We start from the raw sequence: 19,297 nt of genomic DNA, 5'->3' as shown, positions 1-19,297 counted from the left end.
ACGGCGGGTTGGCGAGGTCCTGGATCTGGTCGGCCTCGCCGAGGTGGCGCGCAAACGGGCGAGAGGCTTCTCGCTCGGCATGGGTCAGCGGCTGGGCATTGCCGCGGCACTGCTGGGCGATCCGAAGATCCTCATGTTCGACGAGCCGGTCAATGGATTGGATCCGGAAGGCATCCTGTGGATCCGCAATCTGATGAAGTCGCTGGCCGCCGACGGGCGTACGGTCTTCGTCTCCAGCCACCTGATGTCGGAAATGGAAAACACCGCCGATCACCTGCTGGTCATCGGCCGCGGGCGGATGATCGCCGACTGCACGGTGCAGGAGTTCATCGACCAGAACTCGGAGCTGGCGGTACGGATCCGCACACCCGAGCCGACGAAGATGGCCGAGCTGGTCACCGGAGCGGGTGGGCAGGCGGTGCCCGACGGCGAGGGCGCGCTGCTGATCTCGCAACTGGCCATGGACCGCATCGGAGACCTAGCCTTCGACAACGGTGTGCGGCTGCACGAGCTGTCCCCGCTACAGGCGTCGCTGGAGCAGGCGTTCATGGAGCTGACCAGAGACACCGTCGAGTACCACGCAGCCGTACCCGGCAGCCAGGAGGTGTCGGCATGAGCAGCGTTGAGGGGCAGCCGGTTGGTAACGGGGTGACGTCGCTGTTGCGCATCCCGCCACTGGCTCCGCCGAGTGGCCGGGCGGGCCTGCGCGGCGAACTGAGTAGCGAATGGACGAAGCTGCGCACGGTGCGCTCGACGATGTGGTCGTTGGTGGCGATGGCCGCCATTTCGATCGGCCTCATGTCCCTGATCGCCTGGGCGATGATGCACCGCTGGGACCGTTTCGATCCGGGTGAACGGGCCGATCTCGCGGCTCATCCGTTGGAGATCGTCCTGGCCCGGCCGGTGTTCATCAGCCAACTGGTCGTCGCCGTCCTGGGCGTCATGGTGATTTCCGCCGAATACACCACCGGGATGATCCGCTCTACCCTTCAGTCGCAGCCGCGCCGGTTGACGGTGCTGGCGGCGAAGGTCGCGGTGTTCGCCGCACTGATGCTCGTCGTGGGGGAGGCGCTCAGCTTCGCTGCGTTCTTCGTCGGCAAACAGGTCATCGCCGCGCACATTGTGGTCAACCTCGGCGATGCGGGGGTTACCCGCTCGGTGATCGGAGCCGGGCTCTACCTCGCTCTACTTGGCTTGTTCTCACTGGGATTCGGCGCCATTCTGCGGCACACCGCCGGTGCGATCACCGCAGTGCTCGGGTTGATCCTGGTGGTGTCGAACCTGACCGGGCTGCTGCCGGACAGTTGGGGCCACCACATCAATGCTTATATGCCGACCAACGCGGGCCTGCTGATCATTCAACCGCATCCGCAGCCTGGTGACCTACTCTCGGCGTGGCAGGGCCTCGGGGTCTTCGCCGGATGGACGGTCCTGGTGCTTGCTGTGGCTGCGACCCTGTTCACCAGACGCGACGCGTAATCCTCACCGCCTCAGCGGTCGCCGGCGCAACGGCGGCCGCTGAGGACGGCCCACGACCCAGCGGTCTCGGCCCGCCTGCACAGCCAGACACGCTCCGCGGAACACCGTCGATTCCGTCGAATCAGTCCCACGTTGTGAGGTCTGCTTGGACATCAACGGTGGCAGCAGTGGCCAGTGCAGTTCGAAGCGACACGTGGGCGGCCTGGCTTGTGGCGCGGTGTCGTGGCCTCCGTCGCACGCGGTCGGATTGCAGGGACAATCACTCGGTCGTTAGGCTTCATTAAGGTCAGTGTTCACCTTGGTTGGCCGCTGTGAGGAGGTGGAGGCGGGTGCGCCAGCGAGTCGACGACGATGGCGGCGTCTATCGTCGGCGCTCCGGGCAGTTGGAAGCCGCGGTCCTGGAGGCATTGTGGGCGGACCCGGAGCCGCTGACTCCCGTAGGCGTGCAGGCCATCCTCGGTGGCGGGTTGGCATATAACACCGTCTATACGGTGCTGTCCCGGCTGCGCGGCAAGGGCCTCGTCACGCGAACCACCGTGAACGGTCACGCGGCCTACGCCCCCACGCGCGGGCCCGTCGAGTTGGCCGCCGCCCAGATGCACAAGCTCTTGGCGCACAGTGGCGATCGAAGCGCGATCCTTCACCGGTTCGTCAGCTCACTGTCTCCAGACGACGAGTGCGCGCTGCGGGCAGCATTGGATGAGGGGACTGACGGATCCCCGGCGCAAGAGTGACGCGCACGTGCGGTTGCCTGATTGGTTGACCATGGTGGATGCGGCACCGGCAGTAGGCGGCGTTGTGTGCGGCGCCAGGGGATCGCGTTCATACGGCTAACCCAGCGCGTGGAGTGGGGCGACGCAGCGCGTGGCAGCCCTATGATTCCACCTTGGACGTGCGTCGTCGGCGAATGAATACGGTGACGGCCGCAGCGCAGGCCAGCACCACGATCGCGGCGATGATGTAGGTGGGGCCTTTGAAGCCATCGGCCACCTTCTGCCAGTTCGCGCCGATGGCGTACCCGACCAGGGCGAGCACGGCTGTCCATGGCAGGCACCCGGCAAAGGTGTACAGACCGAAGCGCACAGGCGCCATGTCGGCGAAGCCGGCAGGCAACGAGATGAAGGTGCGGATTGCTGGCAACAACCGGCCGAAGAATACCGAGGCCGGGCCGTGGCGCGTGAACCACCGGTGAGCCTTGGCGATATCTTCGTCGCGCAGCCAGAGGCGCCGGCCCCAACGATGCAGGGCGGCCTGGCCGGCGTACCGGCCGATCGCCCAGGCGAGGTAGCTGCCAGCCACGTTGCCGAGGGTGCCGGCCAGGATCACCAACACGATGTTCAGACGGCCGTCGGGAATCGCGCCGGCCGCGAGGGCGCCAGCGAACAGCATGGTTACCTCGGACGGGATCGGGATACACGCCGACTCGGCGAGCATCAAGATGAACACCGCGAGGTACCCGAAGGTGACAATGAAATGCTGCACAGCGCAACACTACATGCTGTAGTAGATGTGCGGGCGCGGCTCATCGACCCGGCTTGGTCCCACGGGCTCAGCGCGGGCGTCAGGGTATTCGTGTGGTCTAGGACTCGAGGTACTTGATGGCGGCGATGACGCGGCGGTTGTCGTTGTCCGAGGGGGCGAGCCCGAGTTTGGCGAGAACACTGGCGACATGCTTTTCCACAACCCCGGCTGAGATGGCCAACATGCTCGCGATGGCCGCGTTGGAGCGGCCCTGGGCGATGAGTGCCAGGACCTCGTGCTCACGCGGCGTGAGTGTGGCCAGGGCGTTAGCTCGGTGACTGGCGGCGAACAGATGGCGGACCACCTCAGGGTCGAGCACGGTACCGCCCCGGGCGACGCTGATGACCGCGTCGATGAAATCGCTGACGTCGGCGACGCGATCTTTGAGCAGGTAACCCACGCCGGCCGGCGCCCCAGAGAGGAGTTCCGCCGCGGAGCGGGTCTCGATGTACTGAGAGAAGACAAGGACGCCGACCTGGGGATGGTCGCGGTGGATCGACTGGGCGGCGCGTAGACCCTCATCGGTGTGAGTGGGCGGCATACGAACGTCGATGATGGCCACGTCGGGCAGTAACTCATCGACTGCACACCGAAGGGCGGCGGCGTCAGCCACAACGGCCACAACGTCCAGACCGCGACGGATGAGGATCTGGGCGAGGCCATCCCGCATGATCGCGGCGTCCTCTGCAATCACGACACGAAGCGGTCGCGGAGTCAGGCGTGCCATGGCAGTTCGATCGTGATGATGGTGGATCCACCAGCCGGGCTGTCGATGCTCAGTCGCCCGTCGACGGTCTGCACACGGTGCAGCAGCCCGGCGAGTCCACCGCCCGGGACGAGGTGGGCCTCACCGATCCCGTTGTCAGTTATCGTCATGACAAGCTGGCCGTCCTGCGCCCAGACGCTGATCGCGGCGCGGGTCGCCGCACTGTGCTTGGCGACGTTGGCGAGCAGTTCCGCCGCGCAGAAGTAGGTGATGGCCTCGATCGCGGGTGAGGGCCGCTCCGGGGCGCTGTTGACCTGCAACACGACTGGAACCGAGCTGGTTTCCGCCAGTGCGGACAGCGCCGCGTCGAGGCCGCGGTCGAGTACCGGCGGGTGGATGCCTCGGGCGAGGTCGCGCAGCTCCGCGAGCGTGTCTTTGGCGGTCTGATGAGCCGTTTCCACGAGCATCCGGACGGGATCGGAATCGCGGTCGGCGATGTCAAGACATTCCCTGATCTCTCCGAGAGTCATGGCCAACGCGGTGAGACGGACCTGCGCCCCGTCATGCAGGTCGCGCTCGATCCGGCGGAGCCGGGCGGCTGACTCGTCGACCGCCCGGGCCCGGCTATCTTGCAAGGCGCGGGCTCGTTCGGCCGCCGTAGCGATGCGCGCCTGCGCATCGCGTTCGGCTTCCAACTGGGCCGCGCGTTCTTCCAATGCCGCGTAGTAGGCACGCCGGTAAGCCATCGAGTCGCCTAGAACCCAGGCGGTCACCGCCAGACCACCGACGCCGATGACTGTGGCGAACAGCGGGCTTCCGTATTCCGCGGCCGGTCGGACAACCGTGACGGCGGACGCGAGTAGGCTGACCGCCAGGCCGGCGACTGAGATCCGCCGCGGTCGGTTGGCGGCCAACGTGTACAACAACACCATCAGCGCCAGATCGGTGATGCCTGGCCGCAGATCAAGGGCGATCTTGGCGGCCTCCAGCGTCGCGGCCGCGGCGAAGGCCACGGCGGGGTGCTGCCGGCGAGCCACGACGGTGGCAGCCAGCGCCGCGCTCAGCACGATACCGGCGGGGCTCTGGTTCACACTGAACGCGGCCAACAACACCGCCAGCGCCCAGTCCGCCGCTCTGGCGTGGTCACCTAGCCAGGCCAGCACGTGAGGCACGTGCCAAGCGTACTTAACGCCGCGGGTCACGGTCGCCTACCAGGTCGGCCCCGATACCGCGCTCAGGCATCCCGGCGACGGAACAGCACCGCCCCGACGACAACCAGGATCACGGCGTATGCGCCGAGCACCGCGAGTTCGCCCCATGCGGAAAACAACTGAGGGTTCTGAGAGTCGGGCGTGGTGGCGGTGATAGCGCCGACAGTTGCGCCGCCCGGTAGCCATTTCTCCATAGAGGTATACAAGTTGTGCGGCAGGGCCTCCGCGAGCCGCTGGATGAGTTCGAACAGCACGAACACCGCGGCGACGGCCGCGGCCGTGTGCCGGAGGATCGCGCCAAGACCGAATGCGGCTACACCGCACACCGCCACGTACCCGGCGGTGACGATCACACTGCGCAGTACATGCGGCTGGGACAGCGTCGCACCCGCGTGCCTACCGGCCAGAAGGGCCTGGCCCAGAACGAATGAGGCGAAGCTCGTGCTGAGCGCCACGATCAGAGTGACCGCGGCGAGCACGGCTGCCTTCGCGCCGTAGAGCACTGTGCGTCGCGGCATCACGGTCAGCGAGGTACGCATCATCCCTGTCGAATATTCGGCCGTGATCGTCTGTGCGCCGAGGACCGCGATGACGAACTGACCGAGCAGCGCGACCCCGAGCACGCTGGCCTGTGTTGGGTCGAAGTTCGCATGATCCTGCGGGGTGAGGTGCGGCCATTGATGCGCCTCCACTGCGCAGTACGTGGCGCCGGAGCCGATGCTAGCCACGATCAGGATGATCAGCGTCCAGTATGTCGCCCGAACGGAACGGATCTTGACGAACTCCGAGGCGAGCGTGCCTAGGATGTCGGTCCGCAGACGTGCGGTTGGTTGTGTGTCTGGCCGAACCCGACCGATTGTCGTCGTCAAGTCAGGCCTCCGATCCGTTGTGAGCCGGCTGCGTGTCCACCGGTGACTGCCCGTGGTAATCCACGCTGTCAGCGGTCAACTCCATGAATGCCTGTTCGAGCGAAACCCTTGCCGGCGCGAGATGGTTGAGGCGAATACCGTTCGCGAATGCGATATCTGCCACCACGTCCTCGGTGAGGCCGCGCACCTGCACGATGCCTGGCTCGCCGGTGCTGGTCGTCGCTCCCGCGGCGTTGAGCGCTCTGCCTAGGGCATCCGGCTGCGGCGTCCGCGCCAGAACCACCTGGCCGGAGCTGCCGGCGATGAATTCGGCCATGCCGCTATCGGCCAGCAGCCTGCCACGTCCGACCACGATCAAATGGTCGGCAGTGTTCTCCATCTCCGATATCAGATGGCTGGACACGAACACCGTGCGCCCCTCGGCGGCCAGCGATCTCATCAGGGTACGGATCCACACGATTCCTTCGGGATCCAGCCCGTTGACGGGTTCATCGAAGATCAGGATCTCCGGGTCGCCGAGCAGCGCCGCGGCGATGCCGAGTCGCTGGCTCATGCCCAGCGAGAACCCTCGGGACCGCTTGCCCGCCACGTTGGCCAGGCCGACGAGATCGAGTACAGCATCGACCCTGCGGCGGGAAATGTGGTTGGTTCGCGCCAGGCAGAGCAAGTGGTTACGGGCGCTGCGACCGCCGTGCACGGCTCTGGCATCCAGCAGTGCGCCGACTTCGCGCATCGGGCTGGCCAGCTTTGCATACGGTTTGCCGTTGACGGTCACCATCCCCGCCGTGGGGTAGTCCAAGCCCAGGATCATCCGCATGGTGGTGGTCTTCCCGGCACCGTTCGGTCCGAGGAAGCCCGTCACCATGCCGGGGCGGATCGTGAAGCTGAGGTCGTCGACCGCGGCGGTGGCGCCGTAGCGCTTCGTGAGACCGCGAGCCTCGATCATTGGCACTTCTCCTTGGGTAGCGTCTGCATCAGCAGTTCACGCTAGGGATAAGCGCGGGTCAGCGGCAGCCGGCTGACGCCCAGCGTCCGGTGGGGGATTTCCCCCATGCGGATGTCGCGTACCTACTGCGGGGCGTACTCGCACGTACCGGAGTCCGGAATATTGAGCCGTGGTTCTGGTGGACCGTAGCCATGCGTGCCCGCCCCGGTTAGCGCTCGGAGGTCGGATGGCAGCCCGAGCGACGGAGCGCAGCCTTTCCTGCCGAGCACGCCGAGAAAGGTCCGGACCGAGCAAGGTCAGCCCGCCCGACTGTCTCCCTGCCGATCACCAGTGAGCAGCCGCGAGGCCCGCCGTGATGATCCGGGCGACATAAGCCCGCGAACATCCGGGTCGCCGTCAATGATCTGACTCATCCGCCGCGGCGGCCGGCCGAATGTTGCGGTCTCAGACGAATTCGGGGGAGTGGATGGTCGGGCGTGCTGGACGGCGGGAGCCACCTCCGGCCGGGTCAACGCGACGACGCCGGCGGCAATGGCCAGTGCTGCGAGAACGGCTGCGGCGGTACCGAGGGGACCAGCGTGCACCGCGTCCCCGAGCAGAAGGGCAGCGAAGACCACCCCCGCGAGCGGGTCGACAACTGTCACCGTGGCAAGAACCACCGATAGGTGGCCGGCACGGTACGCGTATTGGACGATCACGAACCCGAGAGGGGCGAACACCACGATCGCGGCAGTCGGCCAGCTGACCAGGGCGCCGGGCCCGGAATTGAGGATCTGGTTGCCAACGACACGGACCAGAGCAGACGTGGCGCCGAAACAGATTCCAGCGGCGGTGGCCAGCGCCACCGGTCGGTAGCGTCCGGCGTTCCGGGCGATGCCCAGGCAGCCGGCCACAGCGGCCGACGTCGTCGCGACGAGTTCCACGGTGCCGGCGGTGGACAGCGTGGGATGGCCAGGGCCCGCGCGCAGGATGGCGAGCAGCGCGATCAGGCCGGCCGCCACCAGGCCGGCACCGATCTTGTGCCAGGCGTGGATCGGACGCCCATTGAAGGCAGTCCCAAGGGGAAGGGCGAACAGCAGGCTGGCTACCCCCAGCGGCTGTATCAGCGGTAACGGCCCCCAGCTCAGGGCGACGACGTGCAGGCATGCTCCGGCGATCATGGCGCCCATGCCAGCGATCCATCCGGGTCGAGTCGTCAAATGCCAGACCAGTCCGGCACCGGCCACCGCCTCGTCGGCTCGGGCGGCCACGCCCTGCTGCACCGCTGCCCCGAACGCATAACAGGCGGCGCTGAGCAGCGCCGCGAGCACCGCCCACGCGATCATTCCGGGGAGCCGATCCGGGTCGAAGGATCCGCCTCGCGGTTATCGAGATGCGGGCGTGCGGGCCGTACAAACAGAACAAACTTGTTGAACGACGACATCGGCCACGCGCCTCTCGATGGAACTACTACCAAACTCGTAGTCGATGCTACTACTACAACTTGTAGGAGCGTGAGTCCGGCCAAGCTCTCCGATGGCGCCACCGGCCCGCTTCGTCGATGCCGGTCCCGCCGGTCAGGCGCCGGGTGCCAGCGCCCCGAGGCGGCGTACCGGTGCGGCGATGACCGCTGCGGTCGCGGTCTGCGCCGGGCTGTTCGGCGCGGCGTAGCCACACGCAACGCGCCGTTTACATTCCCGACGGCTCAACGCCACCTCCACGCGTTGTGATGCGGGCGTCCATCCAACCCGACAGCTTGTAGGGGAACCGCATGCCTCTCAGATCCACGCGTGTAGCGATCGGCGCACTGGCCGCCGCCGCGATGCTCGCGACCGCCGTACCAGCTAGCGCGGACGACGGCGGCCGCCAGCGCCACGTGAATCACGTTCTGCTGCTGTCGGTCGACGGTCTGCATCAGCAGGATCTGGCCTGGTGGATCTCGCACCATCCGGGATCAGCGTTGGCGCGATTGGCCGACAACGGCATCGACTACTCCAACGCGAAGACCACATTCCCGTCCGACTCGTTCCCAGGAATGGTTGCCCAGGTCACCGGCGGCAGCCCGAAGACGACGGGAATCTACTACGACGACAGCTACAACCGGGCGTTGCTGCCGGCGGGTACCACGAACTGCGCGACCGCAAAGCCGGGCACCGAGGTGACCTACTTCGAACAACTCGACAAGAACCTCAACTCCATCGACGCGGGCCAGGGTTTGACTGGCCTGCCCGGCTCGATCCTGTCGATGACCGGCTCCCCGGAACAGGTCATCGACTCCGCCCAACTGCCGGTCGACCCGAAAACATGCCAGCCGCTGTACCCCCACCAGTACCTCAAGGTGAACACCGTCTTCGAGGTGGCCCGCGCGCACAATCTGGTCACCGCGTGGTCGGACAAGCACCCGGCCTACGATCTTCTTCAGGGACCCTCGGGCAACGGCATCCAGGACCTGTTCACCCCTGAGATCAACAGCCGGGCCGACGCCGCGGGCGACGACTGGACCCAGGCCAACAGCCTGACGCAGCAGTACGACGGGTACAAGGCGCAGGCAGTGCTCAACCAGATCGACGGGTACGACCACTCCCGGTCGGTCAAGCTCGGCACCCCGGCCATCTTCGGGATGAACTTCCAGTCCGTCTCCACCGGGCAGAAGCTGCCCACCTCCGATGGCCAGCCCGGCGGCTACCTCGCCGACGGGGTGACTCCCGGACCCGTGCTGGCCGACGCGCTGTCGTTCGTGGACCAGCAGATCGGCCGGTTCATCGCCGAGTTGAAGAAGCACGGCCTGTGGGACGACACGGACATCATCGTTTCGGCGAAACACGGCCAGTCCCCGACGGTACCGGCGCAGCTCACCCGCATACCGGACGGCCCGATCATCGACGCCCTCAACAAAGCGTGGAACAACGCCGGGCACAGCGGCACCCTCGTGTCATTCAGCATCGACGACGACGGCATGCTGATGTGGCTGTCCGATCGGTCCCCCACCGCGACCGGGTTCGCCAAGTCCTTCCTGGCCGGGTACTCCGGCAACGGCAACGACATCAACGGCAAGCCGAAGCCGTTCATCTCGGCCGGTCTGGCCACGATCCGCGCCGGCGCGCAGGCCGCCGCCATGATCGGCGTACCGGTCACCGATTCACGGGTACCCGATCTGATCGGTATCGCGCAGAAGGGCGTGGTCTACACCGCCGGTACCAGCAAGATCGCCGAACACGGTGGGGATGCCGACACCGACCGCGACGTGCCAATCCTGATCTCCGGTACAGGCTTCAACAGATCCCGAACGGTGGACCAGCCGGTGGCGACGACGCAGATCGCGCCAACGATCCTGCATCTGCTCGGCCTCGACCCGAACGAACTGCAGGCGGTCCGGACCGAGCACACCCTGGTGCTGCCGACCGTCGGATGATTTGCATGCTCTCGACGTGGGGCCGGCCGGCGACACCGGTCGGCCTCACGCCATCTACCGGCAGATCTGTGCCAGTGGTGTCCGCGCGGCGGCGACACCGAGCGGGGCAAGCCCGAAGCACGCCTCGATAGTGCGCAGCACCGTGTAATGATCAATACGATCGTTGGCCCGTGCCGCGGCCACGCCCTGCCCCGTGATGATCGTCGGGATCAGGTTCGGACCGGCGGAGTCGTCCTCGTCGAACGTGACGATCAGCAGACTGTGATGCGTCTGCGCCCAGGTCGCGTATCCACTGAGATGGTCGGCGAGCCAGCGGTCACCGGTCGTGATCGAACAGTCGTGCATGTCGTCGCACAGGTACCGCTCTCCTCGAGCATCCGGCGCAGATCGACCTTGCGCTCCACCCAGCTAGTCGATGTGCGGCCGAAGCCTCCGATGACACCGAACCGGTATCGTGTCGGACGCTGCCTGCCGGTGCTCATGTCGCTGGTGATCCCGGACGTGCTCGAGGAGAGCTGTACGACGCGGCAGGCGCTGGAGCGGCTCGCCTCCAAGTGGCGGGTTCTGCTCATCTACGCACTGCTGGCCGGTCCCCAGCGGCACGCCGAGCTGCGTCGCCGGGTCGCGGGTATCACGCAGAAGGTCCTGACCGCGACACTACGTGACATGGGGCACGACGGGCTCGTGGGGCGGCGGGTACTCAAGGACACCCCACCGCAGCGCGTCGAGTACGCGCTGGCCGCCCTCGGTAAGACGCTGCAAGAGCCCCTCGCCGCGATCTGCGCCTGGGCCACCGAGCACAGCACCCCATCACAGCCAGGAGCGGCACCCTACCGGCCGTAATACTCAGGCGAGCGCACTCTTCTGCCGCTGTCCGCTCGCCCCGGAGGCGGGAAAACTGGGCTGCCCAGCGTGACGTGAACGAGCACGCTGTCGACCAGGGGGTGCTGGTCGTGGCCCGGGGGTTGCCGGCGGCGCCGTTGCTGGTGCCGGATCGAGGCTGGCCGCTCGGCAGGGCGGTACCGTTGAATGTTCGACGGCTGCCCGATGCCGCGTGCCCGAAAGCATCGAGTGCCCGAGCCGTCGTCGTTGCTGGCGGCGTTGGAGTCGGCCCGAAGCACGCGAGGCTGCAACGGCGACGGCCGTGCAAGGGGTATCCTCCGTGCGGGCCTGCGGGCAGCCATGTCGACAGAACCGTCGGCCGTTGGGCAATGGCTCGTGTCGCCCCCGACACACACCAAACTCCAACACTCCAGGTCAAGCACCATTCGGAGGTGTTGACCTCCGCCACGACTCGAACCCCAACGCTCTACCGGCGTTGACCATGGCGTCATGGTCGGTGCTCGGGTGACCGGCTCGCGGCGTGGCGACGACCTGTTCGAACGGCACTTGGTGGACGCCGAATCCCAGGCTTGACACTGCATGCCGTTGTCAAGCACTTTAGTCGATCAATGGCGTCCGGCAGTGTGGCCGGTCACGTGAGCAGGGGGCTTGAGAAACAGGGCGGCGAAGACGTTCGCCTGTTCCTGTTGAGAGGGTGTGGTCACCGCCTGGGGCTGGAGTCAACGCTCCAGCATGCGCATGCCTGGCGATGGTGGGCACGGTCGGCGCATGGGGGCTTCTTCTGTTGGAACCGCCGGGGCCGGGCCCCGGCGGTGGAGGTCCGTCAGAACCACGTGGGCATGCGGGGCACGTAGGGCTCTTCCAGGGAACGGATTTCCTCGTCGGCGAGTTGGATGTCGAGGGCTGCGGCGGCGTCGGCTAGGTGGTGGGGCTTGGTGGCGCCCACGATCGGCGCCGAGACGACGGGGTTCTTGAGGACCCAGGCCATGGCGACCTGCGCCATGGGCACGCCGCGGGCTTCAGCGATCTTCTGCACGGTTTCGACGATGGCCTTGTCGCTGTCGAGGAACAGCGGCCGGCCCTTGGGGTCGACGACCGGATAGCCCTCCCCACGGCGCGTGGATGACTGCGTCCCCCAAGGACGCGCGACCCACCCCGCCGCCAGAGGGCTCCACGGGACGCTCCCCACCCCCTGGGCAGCGAGCAGGCCGAACATTTCTCGCTCTTCCTCGCGGTGGATCAGGTTGTATTGGTCCTGCATGGACACGAACCGGGTCCACCCGGCCGTCTGCGCGGTGTGCTGCATGGTGGCGAACTGCCACGCCCACATCGAGGAGGCCCCGATGTAGCGGGCCTTGCCGGCCTTGACTACGTCGTGCAGGGCTTCCATCGTCTCCTCGACCGGTGTCTGCGGGTCGAAGCGGTGGATCTGGTACAGGTCGACGTAGTCGGTGTCCAGCCGGCTGAGGGAGGCATCGATCTGCTCCATGACCGCCTTGCGGGACAGGCCCGATCCGCCGGGGCCTTGGTGCATCGGCTGGAACAGCTTGGTGGCCAGCACGATGTCGTCGCGTCGGACGTACTTCTTCAGAGCCCGTCCGACGATCTCCTCCGACGTGCCCAGGCCGTAGATGTTCGCGGTGTCCCAGAATGTGATGCCCAGGTCGACGGCCTGGCGGAAGATCGGCTCGGCCTCGTCATCGTCGAGTACCCACGGCATGCGCTTGGCCGGGTCGCCGAAGCTCATGCAGCCCAGGGCGATGCGGCTGACCTTCAATCCAGACGTTCCAAGGCGCGTGTACTGCACGTGTGTGTCCTTATCTCAACATGACGGGCCTTCGGGCTCGTCGTGGGTGGGTGCGGGCGCTGGTCAGCGTTCCAGGAGGCGCATACCGGCCTCATCGTGAGTGTCGCCCAATGCGGGGGTGAGTTTGTTCAGCTGCTCGATCTGCGCGGATGTCAGTTCCACGCCGTCGGCGGCGGTGTTCTCCTCGACGCGGGACACGCGCTTGGTACCCGGGATCGGAGCGATGTCGTCGCCTTGGGCGAGCAGCCAAGCCAGGGCGACCTGAGCGGCAGTGGCACCGGCCTGGTCAGCGACGGCTTCGACCTCATCGGCGAGGCGCAGATTGTGCTGGAAGTTCTCGCCGGTGAAGCGAGGGTTGTTCCGCCGCCAGTCGGTGTCGCCGAACTCACCGGTGGAGCGGATCTTCCCAGTGAGGAAGCCGCGACCCAGCGGCGAGAAGGGCACGAAGCCGATGTTCAGCTCCCGCAGCACGGGCAGCACCCGTGCCTCCGGGTACCTGGTCCACAGGGAGTACTCCGACTGGACAGCAGCGATGGGGTGAACGGCGTGGGCGCGGCGGATGGTCTCCGGGCCGGCCTCCGACAGGCCAATGTGGCGGATCTTGCCCTCAGCGACCAGTTCGGCTAGGGCGCCGACGGTGTCTTCGATCGGCACCTGCGGATCAACCCGGTGCTGGTAGTACAGGTCGATGTAGTCGGTGCCCAGCCGCTTGAGGGAGCCCTCGACCGCGGTACGGATGTTCGCTGGGCTGCTGTCGAGCTGACCCGGGGCACGGCCAGTGTGGGAAATCATCCCGAACTTCGTCGCCAGCACCACCTCCGCGCGGCGGCCCTTCAACGCCTGACCTACCAGCACCTCGTTCGTGTACGGGCCGTAGACCTCCGCCGTGTCGACGAAAGTGACCCCCAGCTCCAGCGCCCGGCGGATGGTACGGACCGACTCGGCCTCGTCGGTCCCAGCACCGGTGTAACCGTGGGACATCCCCATCGCACCCAGACCGACACGGGAAACATCCAGATTGCCCAGCATTACATGCCGCACTATGCCACTCCATCCCTATTTGCGATCACTGTCGCCGATTTGTGCTCAGCCGCTTGCTCTTCTCGGTGCCGCGCACCCGTGGGCCGTGGTTGTGGGTTCTGAGGCGGCCGTGATTCCATCTTCGACCTCCCTGGACCTCAGTGGCAGGCCGAGCCGTTCGGGGGTAATGGCAGGGCCCCCCACGGTTCCGCCAGGCTAACCGGGGACGGTGTGACACTGGAGCCATGGCAGCAGAGCTCACCCCCGCCAGCGGCATGGAGCTGGGCCGGTTCCTCCGCGCCCGCCGCACCCAGACCAGCCCGCAGCAGGTCGGCCTCACCGTCGGCACCGGCCTGCGCCGCACCCCGGGGCTGCGCCGGGAGGAGTTGGCCACCCTGGCCGGGATGAGCATCGACTACTACATACGGCTGGAACGCGGCAAGGAGACCCGCCCCAGCCCCGCCGTACTCGATGCCCTCGCCCGCGCCCTGCACCTGGACGAGCAGGAGCACCACCATCTGCGGGACCTGGCCGCCCGGGCCGCCCGCTACGCGCCCGAGCCGCCGCCCGCCCCCAGCCGAACCGTGCGCCCCCACCTGAAGCTGCTGCTGGGCTCGATACGCCCGTACCCGGCCTACGTCATCAGCCGCAGCATGGACCTGCTCGCCTGGAACCCCGGCGGCCTCGCTCTGTACGCGGGTCTAGACGACTGGCCCGCCACGCAGCGCAACCTCGCCCGCTACCTCTTCCTCCACCCCACCGCTCACACGCTGTTCCCCGACTGGGAAAACCAGGTCCGCGCCTGCGTCTCCCGGCTCCGCGCTGTCGCCGGCATCGCGCCCGACGCCCCCGACCTGACCAACCTCGTCGGCGAACTGCTCCTCAAGAGCCCCGACTTCGCCAAGCTCTGGGAACGCTACGACGTCACCGGCCGCAAACCTCCGCACAAGACCTTCCACCACCCCAACGTCGGCACCGTCACCCTCGCCGCCCAGTCCATGCACCTGGAGGACACTCCAGGCCAGCGTCTCGGCGTGTACGTCGCCGAGCCCGGCACCCCCGACCACGACGCCCTACTCCTGCTCGACCTGACCGCACCTCCACCAGCCCCACTCGCATCGGCGGCGACGTCGGAGCCGACACGGGAACAAACCTGAACCGGGGCTACGCGAGCACGGCCGCCCGGGAGCGTTGACGACGCGAGCTGTTGTCGCTGTTGGCGGTGCTGCGGTCGGCCTCGGAACCGGGCGAGGATGCGACGGCGACGGCCATGCGAGGGGTATCGCTACCGTGGGCCTGCGGGCAGCCATGTTGACAGAACTGTCGGCCGTTGGGCATTGGTTCGTGTAGCCCCTCGGACACGAACCCCATCCTCCTCAGGCGCCAAACACGATCTCGCTGTCGTGCACGGGCACCGGTGGGGTCACGGTATCGATCCGGCCTCGGACACGAACCTTCGTACATGATCGCTGAAGGCTTGGCCTCGGCGATCACTTTATTCTGGCCAGGCTGGTAGGTCAGTCGCAGGCCAATGCCGCTGTAGATCTTGGCCTTGTCGGCGGGGTCGGCGTCGCTGAGGATCGCGATGATGTTGCCGAGTGCGGCGATGAGTCCGCCGATCTCCTCAGCTGTCATGCGCGTCGTACCTTCGCTCGCCGTGCGCATTTGCGTCTGGGCGGCGGCGCGGGTGGCGTTGACTTCGGAGGTCCAGCGGGCGATGAGGGTGGGGTCGGTGCCGGCTTCCAGGGCGGCGCGGTAGCGGGCCAGTCGTTGGTCGCAGTCGGCGATGATCCGTTTGGCTTCGGCGGTGCGGGCGAGGAGCTCGTCGTCTTGGCGGTCGTCTTGGGCGTCGACGAGGGTCTGGATGGTGTGGGGGAGTGCGGTGGGGGAGAAGGCGGTCAGTAGCCATCGGTCGAGGGCGGGCACGATCGACTCTTCGCGGAGGTAGATGCTGCGGGGGTGTTGGGTGTGGTTGGCCAGGCCGCATTCGGTGGGGTAGACGCAGCGGTAGTGAGGTTTGTCGTTGTTCCAGCTGCCCTGCATGCAGCGGTGGCAAATGCCGCAGAACAGCAGTCCGCGTAGTTGGTAGGGGTGCCGGGTGCGTTTGGTGGCAGGGGCACGGGCGCTCTGCTGAGTTCAACCGCCACTGGTCGAAGCGATTCACCGGACTCGTTGGGCGATCCTCAGCTCCGTCAGGTAGCGCTTGACAATTTGACCCCCGTAGTCCACGTCGATCAGCCGCGCGATGGAGTTCAGCAGTGCGCTCCGCTGCACGTCCGGCAAGGCACGGTGTCCGGAGTAGGTCAACAGCAGATCCAGGTAGTCAGCTGTGGAGTACGGCAGCTCCCACTCGTATCGGTAGAACTTCGCAGGCCCGAATCGCCCCGACGAGGTGAGCTCGCGATCGTCTTCGACGATGTCACGAGCAGTCTCAAGACGCAGGCCCGGTGGGGTCGACGGATCGAAGCGCTCGTAGCACTTCTGGATCTCAACGAAGAATGCCTCGGTCCAGGTGCCGCCAGCGATGTGGTGGGTTCCGACGGTGGCCAGCAGGCCACCGAGACGCAAAGCGTCAGCAGACTTCGACACCCGCACCGCGGGGTCGATCCAGTGAAACGCGGTAGCGGAGAACACCACGTCGAACGGTTCACCGCGCAAGGGCCACTCCTCGAACGCCGCCGTAACGACCTCCACCGCGTCGAACGCGGCAAGATTTCGCCGAGCCACAGCCGCCATGTCCGTGCCCAACTCGACAGCCACGATGCGGTAGCCCCGCTCGGCCAACGGCACGGTCGCCTGCCCGGTGCCACAGCCGATCTCCAGCACTCTTGCCCCAGGTGCTACCCCGGCCGCAGCGAGATCATCAAACATCTGCACTGGGTATCGGGGGCGGGCACGGTCATACCGTGCGGCGTCCTCGTTGAAGGTCTCTCGCAACCTCACGTAGTCATTACTATCGCTCACCACCAGAGAGTACGAGCGCAGCTCCTACGGCAGGCACCCGATTCTCGATGCCAGGCACGGCAGGGGACAGCCGCTCGCCCGCCTGCCGATCGTTACCGGAAATTCGCAATAACGTGCCAGTTCTACCGGCGTCGCCACGATCGGGCGCCGCCACAGCCGGTCTCCCCATAGCACGCCACGCCCAACGGCGTTCCGGTTCTGCACCACACCCGGGACGCCGTCAGGGCGCCCGGGTCTACATACCCGGAAGGTACACCACCCCATGCCCAGCACCGCACAGCCAGGCGACGTCAACGCGGCGTTCGCCGTCGAACGCGCCGACCAGATCCAAGCCGCTGCCGCCAGGCAGGCTGACTTCGATACCCGCGTCGCCAACGGCAAGCTCATCCTCCTCGGCAACGGTCGGTTCCGGGTCAACGACCCCGGCAGCTGGGACAACGGCGAAGTCCTGATCCAGCAACAGAATGGACAGATTCTGCCGCAGCACGGCCTGGACACCAGCCGCGGCCAAGTCGCCCTCTACAGCAGCGTGCCCGCCTGGCACCAGCTCGGCAACGTCGTGCCCGGCGGCACCAGCGACGTCGAGGACGTCCTCAAGCTCGGCGGCATCGACTTCGACGTGACCCGCCGACCGGTCGAGTTCCGCAACAACCTCGACGGCCCGAACCGGGTGCTGGCGGAGACCTTCGTTACGGTGCGCCAGGACACCGGCGCCGGACTCGGCGTCGTCGGCAGCAAGTACGAGGTGCTGCAGAACCGCGACGCGTTCACGTTCCTGCAGGACCTCGTCGACCGCCACGACGTGATCTGGGAGTCCGCCGGCGCGGTCCGCGACGGGCGGCGAGTGTTCATCTGCATGCGCCTGCCCAAGACCGTCACCATCGACACGGCCGGCGTGGCTGATCAGATCATCCCGTTCATCGTGGCACTCAACAGCCACGACGGCTCCAGCCTGTTCCACGTGGTCGTCACCCCATGGCGGCCGGTATGCCGCAACACCGAACGGTTCGCACTCCGCGACGCCGTCACCCGCTGGGGCGTGCGGCACACCCGCAATGCCCGCGACCGGATCGAGGAAGCCCGCCGCACGCTCGGCCTCTCAGCCACATACTTCGACCGGTTCGCCGCCGAGGAAGAGGCCCTGGCCCGCACCGATCTGGTGCTGGCTAAGTACCGCCGCGTCATCGACGACCTGTGGCAGCCACCGGCTGACGACGCGTCCACCCGCACCAAAAACAGCCATCGGCGACGGACCGACGAACGGGTCAACCTCTACACCACCAACGCCGCGCAGCTAGGAAACACGGCCTACGCCGCCGAACGAGCCCTCACCGAGTACGCCGACTGGAAGCAGGTTCTCCGTCCGACCGGGTCGCTTCGCGGCAACAACCTGGCCGCTCGCGCCACCGCCGTCCCGGAAGGCAGCAACGACGACCTCAAGAGCCGCGCCCACCGGCGCCTGCTCACCCTGGTCCGTCGCGAAGGAGAGACATGCGAACGTTTACAGTCGCCAGGGCGATACGGCCGTGCCCCAGCCCTTGATCTCCCGACGACCACCATCCTGGCCAACAGACCTACTCAGGTGGTGCGGAAAAGAGCTGGCGCACATCCGCTGCGAACACCTGACCAGCACCCGGGTGGGCGAGGACCTGCACCGTGGCCGATGCGAGACCGAGGCCGAAAGCGTCGCCCACGTCGTCCGCGCTGCGCTCGGACTGAACACCGCCGCCTACAGCGACGCCTACGTGCTGGGTTGGGCCAACGGGGACCTTGATTTGGTTCAGGCGTGCGCAGCGACGGTGCTGCGGGTCGCGAAGACCATCCTCACCGACCTTGTCACCGGCGGCCTCGATCCCTGACCTGGATGACGATCACACCACGGGGCCGGGCGTCTCGGCCGTCGAGAAAGACCCGCGATGAGTGGCGGCTTGGACCAGGCGCGGGTGGCCCAGGTGGTTGGTTTCGGGCACGTCCACTGCTGTGCCCGTGGAGTGTCGGCCACGGGCACAGCAGCGATGGCGCCACGTCGGTGTGGCTCGTACGGTTCGTGCTAGGCACATGCCAAGCAATGCTGGTCAGCGCGGCCTTCTCGGCGCCGCCCGGCGCTGACGAGATTGCGTCCGGTGTGCGGTCGTGAAGGGCCGGACCGAGCACAGCGAAGCGGGCCGCGCCTCGCTAGGGCGGTTGCTACCGGCGGGCGTGGCGTTGTCATGTCCGGGCTACGGCTCGCGCCGCTCACCGCACAGCGCAACCGGGAATGCCACCTCGTCGTAAACGCCGGTCCTCGCCCGCGCCAGCAGAGCATGGTGGTTCCGCTCGGCCGAACCGCACCGAGCCAAACCTGGCGGGGCCATCCTGTCTGACGTCGTCGACGGCATACGGTCAAACGATAAGGCCGGCGCGGTTCGGCGTTTCATCTGGCGGACCTCAAGCCATAAGTCTGAGCCTTTGGCCCAGCGCCCTGGCATCTAGTTCTTGTTGTAACCGCACTTACTGCCCGGGGAGCCGCCGATCGCGTAATCATTGTTCTCGAGCCATAC

The 19,297-nt window shown here is 66.9% G+C and carries 19 protein-coding genes; 7 read left to right on the top strand and 12 right to left on the bottom strand.

The window, feature by feature from the left end; translation table 11 throughout:
- From Raf01_RS47625 to Raf01_RS47615, 3 genes are all read left to right on the top strand, one after another.
- Nucleotides 1-616: DUF8746 domain-containing protein (locus tag Raf01_RS47625; protein ID WP_203924805.1), on the top strand; the 616-nt coding region annotated here is incomplete at its 5' end.
- Complete coding sequence (locus tag Raf01_RS47620) at nt 613-1,479, top strand: ABC-2 transporter permease family protein (RefSeq protein ID WP_203924804.1); 867 nt, start codon at nt 613-615, stop codon at nt 1,477-1,479. The genes Raf01_RS47625 and Raf01_RS47620, both read left to right, overlap by 4 nt.
- Before the next feature lie 329 nt (nt 1,480-1,808).
- Entirely contained in the window at nt 1,809-2,213 is a 405-nt protein-coding gene (locus Raf01_RS47615) for a BlaI/MecI/CopY family transcriptional regulator (protein ID WP_203924803.1), read from the top strand.
- A 139-nt stretch (nt 2,214-2,352) separates the two neighbouring features.
- On the opposite strand, the gene Raf01_RS47610 is transcribed toward Raf01_RS47615, so the two are convergent.
- The 6 genes from Raf01_RS47610 to Raf01_RS47585 form a co-directional block, all read right to left on the bottom strand.
- Nucleotides 2,353-2,961, bottom strand: coding sequence for a DedA family protein (locus Raf01_RS47610; RefSeq protein ID WP_203924802.1), 609 nt, complete (start codon nt 2,959-2,961; stop codon nt 2,353-2,355).
- A 97-nt stretch (nt 2,962-3,058) separates the two neighbouring features.
- The gene (locus Raf01_RS47605) at nt 3,059-3,694 is read right to left on the bottom strand and encodes a response regulator (protein ID WP_275413222.1); all 636 of its coding nucleotides are present in this window, start codon (nt 3,692-3,694) and stop codon (nt 3,059-3,061) included.
- Between the two features lie 20 nt (nt 3,695-3,714).
- Nucleotides 3,715-4,878 (bottom strand): sensor histidine kinase, encoded by a 1,164-nt coding sequence (locus Raf01_RS47600; RefSeq protein WP_203924800.1) that lies wholly within the window; start codon nt 4,876-4,878, stop codon nt 3,715-3,717.
- A gap of 62 nt (nt 4,879-4,940) precedes the next feature.
- Nucleotides 4,941-5,786 carry an ABC transporter permease gene (locus tag Raf01_RS47595; RefSeq protein ID WP_239134563.1) on the bottom strand — a complete coding sequence of 282 codons (846 nt, stop codon included), beginning with the start codon at nt 5,784-5,786 and terminating at the stop codon, nt 4,941-4,943.
- A gap of 1 nt (nt 5,787) precedes the next feature.
- Complete coding sequence (locus Raf01_RS47590; protein ID WP_203924798.1) at nt 5,788-6,732, bottom strand: ABC transporter ATP-binding protein; 945 nt, start codon at nt 6,730-6,732, stop codon at nt 5,788-5,790.
- A 296-nt stretch (nt 6,733-7,028) separates the two neighbouring features.
- Nucleotides 7,029-8,057: a DMT family transporter gene (locus Raf01_RS47585; RefSeq protein ID WP_203924797.1), complete on the bottom strand. Its 1,029-nt coding sequence runs from the start codon at nt 8,055-8,057 to the stop codon at nt 7,029-7,031.
- Nucleotides 8,058-8,482: 425 nt separating this feature from the next.
- On the opposite strand from Raf01_RS47585, the gene Raf01_RS47580 reads away from it, so the two are divergent.
- On the top strand, nt 8,483-10,123 hold the full coding sequence (locus Raf01_RS47580) for an alkaline phosphatase family protein (protein WP_203924796.1): 1,641 nt from the start codon (nt 8,483-8,485) through the stop codon (nt 10,121-10,123).
- Between the two features lie 54 nt (nt 10,124-10,177).
- Here the strand turns inward: Raf01_RS47580 and Raf01_RS47575 are convergent, their stop codons facing one another.
- On the bottom strand, nt 10,178-10,468 hold the full coding sequence (locus tag Raf01_RS47575; protein WP_203924795.1) for an alkaline phosphatase family protein: 291 nt from the start codon (nt 10,466-10,468) through the stop codon (nt 10,178-10,180).
- Nucleotides 10,469-10,558: 90 nt separating this feature from the next.
- On the opposite strand from Raf01_RS47575, the gene Raf01_RS47570 reads away from it, so the two are divergent.
- A complete protein-coding gene (locus Raf01_RS47570; protein ID WP_239134562.1) occupies nt 10,559-10,966 on the top strand; it encodes a winged helix-turn-helix transcriptional regulator in 408 nt (135 codons plus the stop codon).
- 823 nt (nt 10,967-11,789) lie between these two features.
- Here Raf01_RS47570 and Raf01_RS47565 read toward each other — a convergent pair.
- Both Raf01_RS47565 and Raf01_RS47560 read right to left on the bottom strand, forming a co-directional pair.
- A complete protein-coding gene (locus Raf01_RS47565; protein WP_203924794.1) occupies nt 11,790-12,773 on the bottom strand; it encodes an aldo/keto reductase in 984 nt (327 codons plus the stop codon).
- Nucleotides 12,774-12,836: 63 nt separating this feature from the next.
- Nucleotides 12,837-13,814 carry an aldo/keto reductase gene (locus Raf01_RS47560; protein WP_203924793.1) on the bottom strand — a complete coding sequence of 326 codons (978 nt, stop codon included), beginning with the start codon at nt 13,812-13,814 and terminating at the stop codon, nt 12,837-12,839.
- A 224-nt stretch (nt 13,815-14,038) separates the two neighbouring features.
- Here Raf01_RS47560 and Raf01_RS47555 point away from each other — a divergent pair, with 224 nt between their 5' ends.
- Nucleotides 14,039-14,950 (top strand): helix-turn-helix transcriptional regulator, encoded by a 912-nt coding sequence (locus tag Raf01_RS47555; protein WP_203924792.1) that lies wholly within the window; start codon nt 14,039-14,041, stop codon nt 14,948-14,950.
- Nucleotides 14,951-14,957: 7 nt separating this feature from the next.
- Here the strand turns inward: Raf01_RS47555 and Raf01_RS47550 are convergent, their stop codons facing one another.
- From Raf01_RS47550 to Raf01_RS50380, 3 genes are all read right to left on the bottom strand, one after another.
- Nucleotides 14,958-15,836, bottom strand: coding sequence for a hypothetical protein (locus Raf01_RS47550; RefSeq protein ID WP_203924791.1), 879 nt, complete (start codon nt 15,834-15,836; stop codon nt 14,958-14,960).
- 117 nt (nt 15,837-15,953) lie between these two features.
- Entirely contained in the window at nt 15,954-16,736 is a 783-nt protein-coding gene (locus Raf01_RS47545) for a class I SAM-dependent methyltransferase (protein WP_275413224.1), read from the bottom strand.
- A 256-nt stretch (nt 16,737-16,992) separates the two neighbouring features.
- Nucleotides 16,993-17,244 (bottom strand): hypothetical protein, encoded by a 252-nt coding sequence (locus tag Raf01_RS50380; RefSeq protein ID WP_239134560.1) that lies wholly within the window; start codon nt 17,242-17,244, stop codon nt 16,993-16,995.
- A 42-nt stretch (nt 17,245-17,286) separates the two neighbouring features.
- On the opposite strand from Raf01_RS50380, the gene Raf01_RS47540 reads away from it, so the two are divergent.
- Nucleotides 17,287-18,531, top strand: coding sequence for a DUF932 domain-containing protein (locus Raf01_RS47540; protein WP_275413223.1), 1,245 nt, complete (start codon nt 17,287-17,289; stop codon nt 18,529-18,531).
- Nucleotides 18,532-19,297: the final 766 nt, after the last annotated feature.

It is taken from the genome of Rugosimonospora africana (genome assembly GCF_016862975.1).
GTDB lineage: Bacteria > Actinomycetota > Actinomycetes > Mycobacteriales > Micromonosporaceae > Rugosimonospora > Rugosimonospora africana.
The sequence above is the reverse complement of the archived record's forward strand: the minus strand, read 5'-3'. Positions and strand labels throughout refer to the sequence as shown.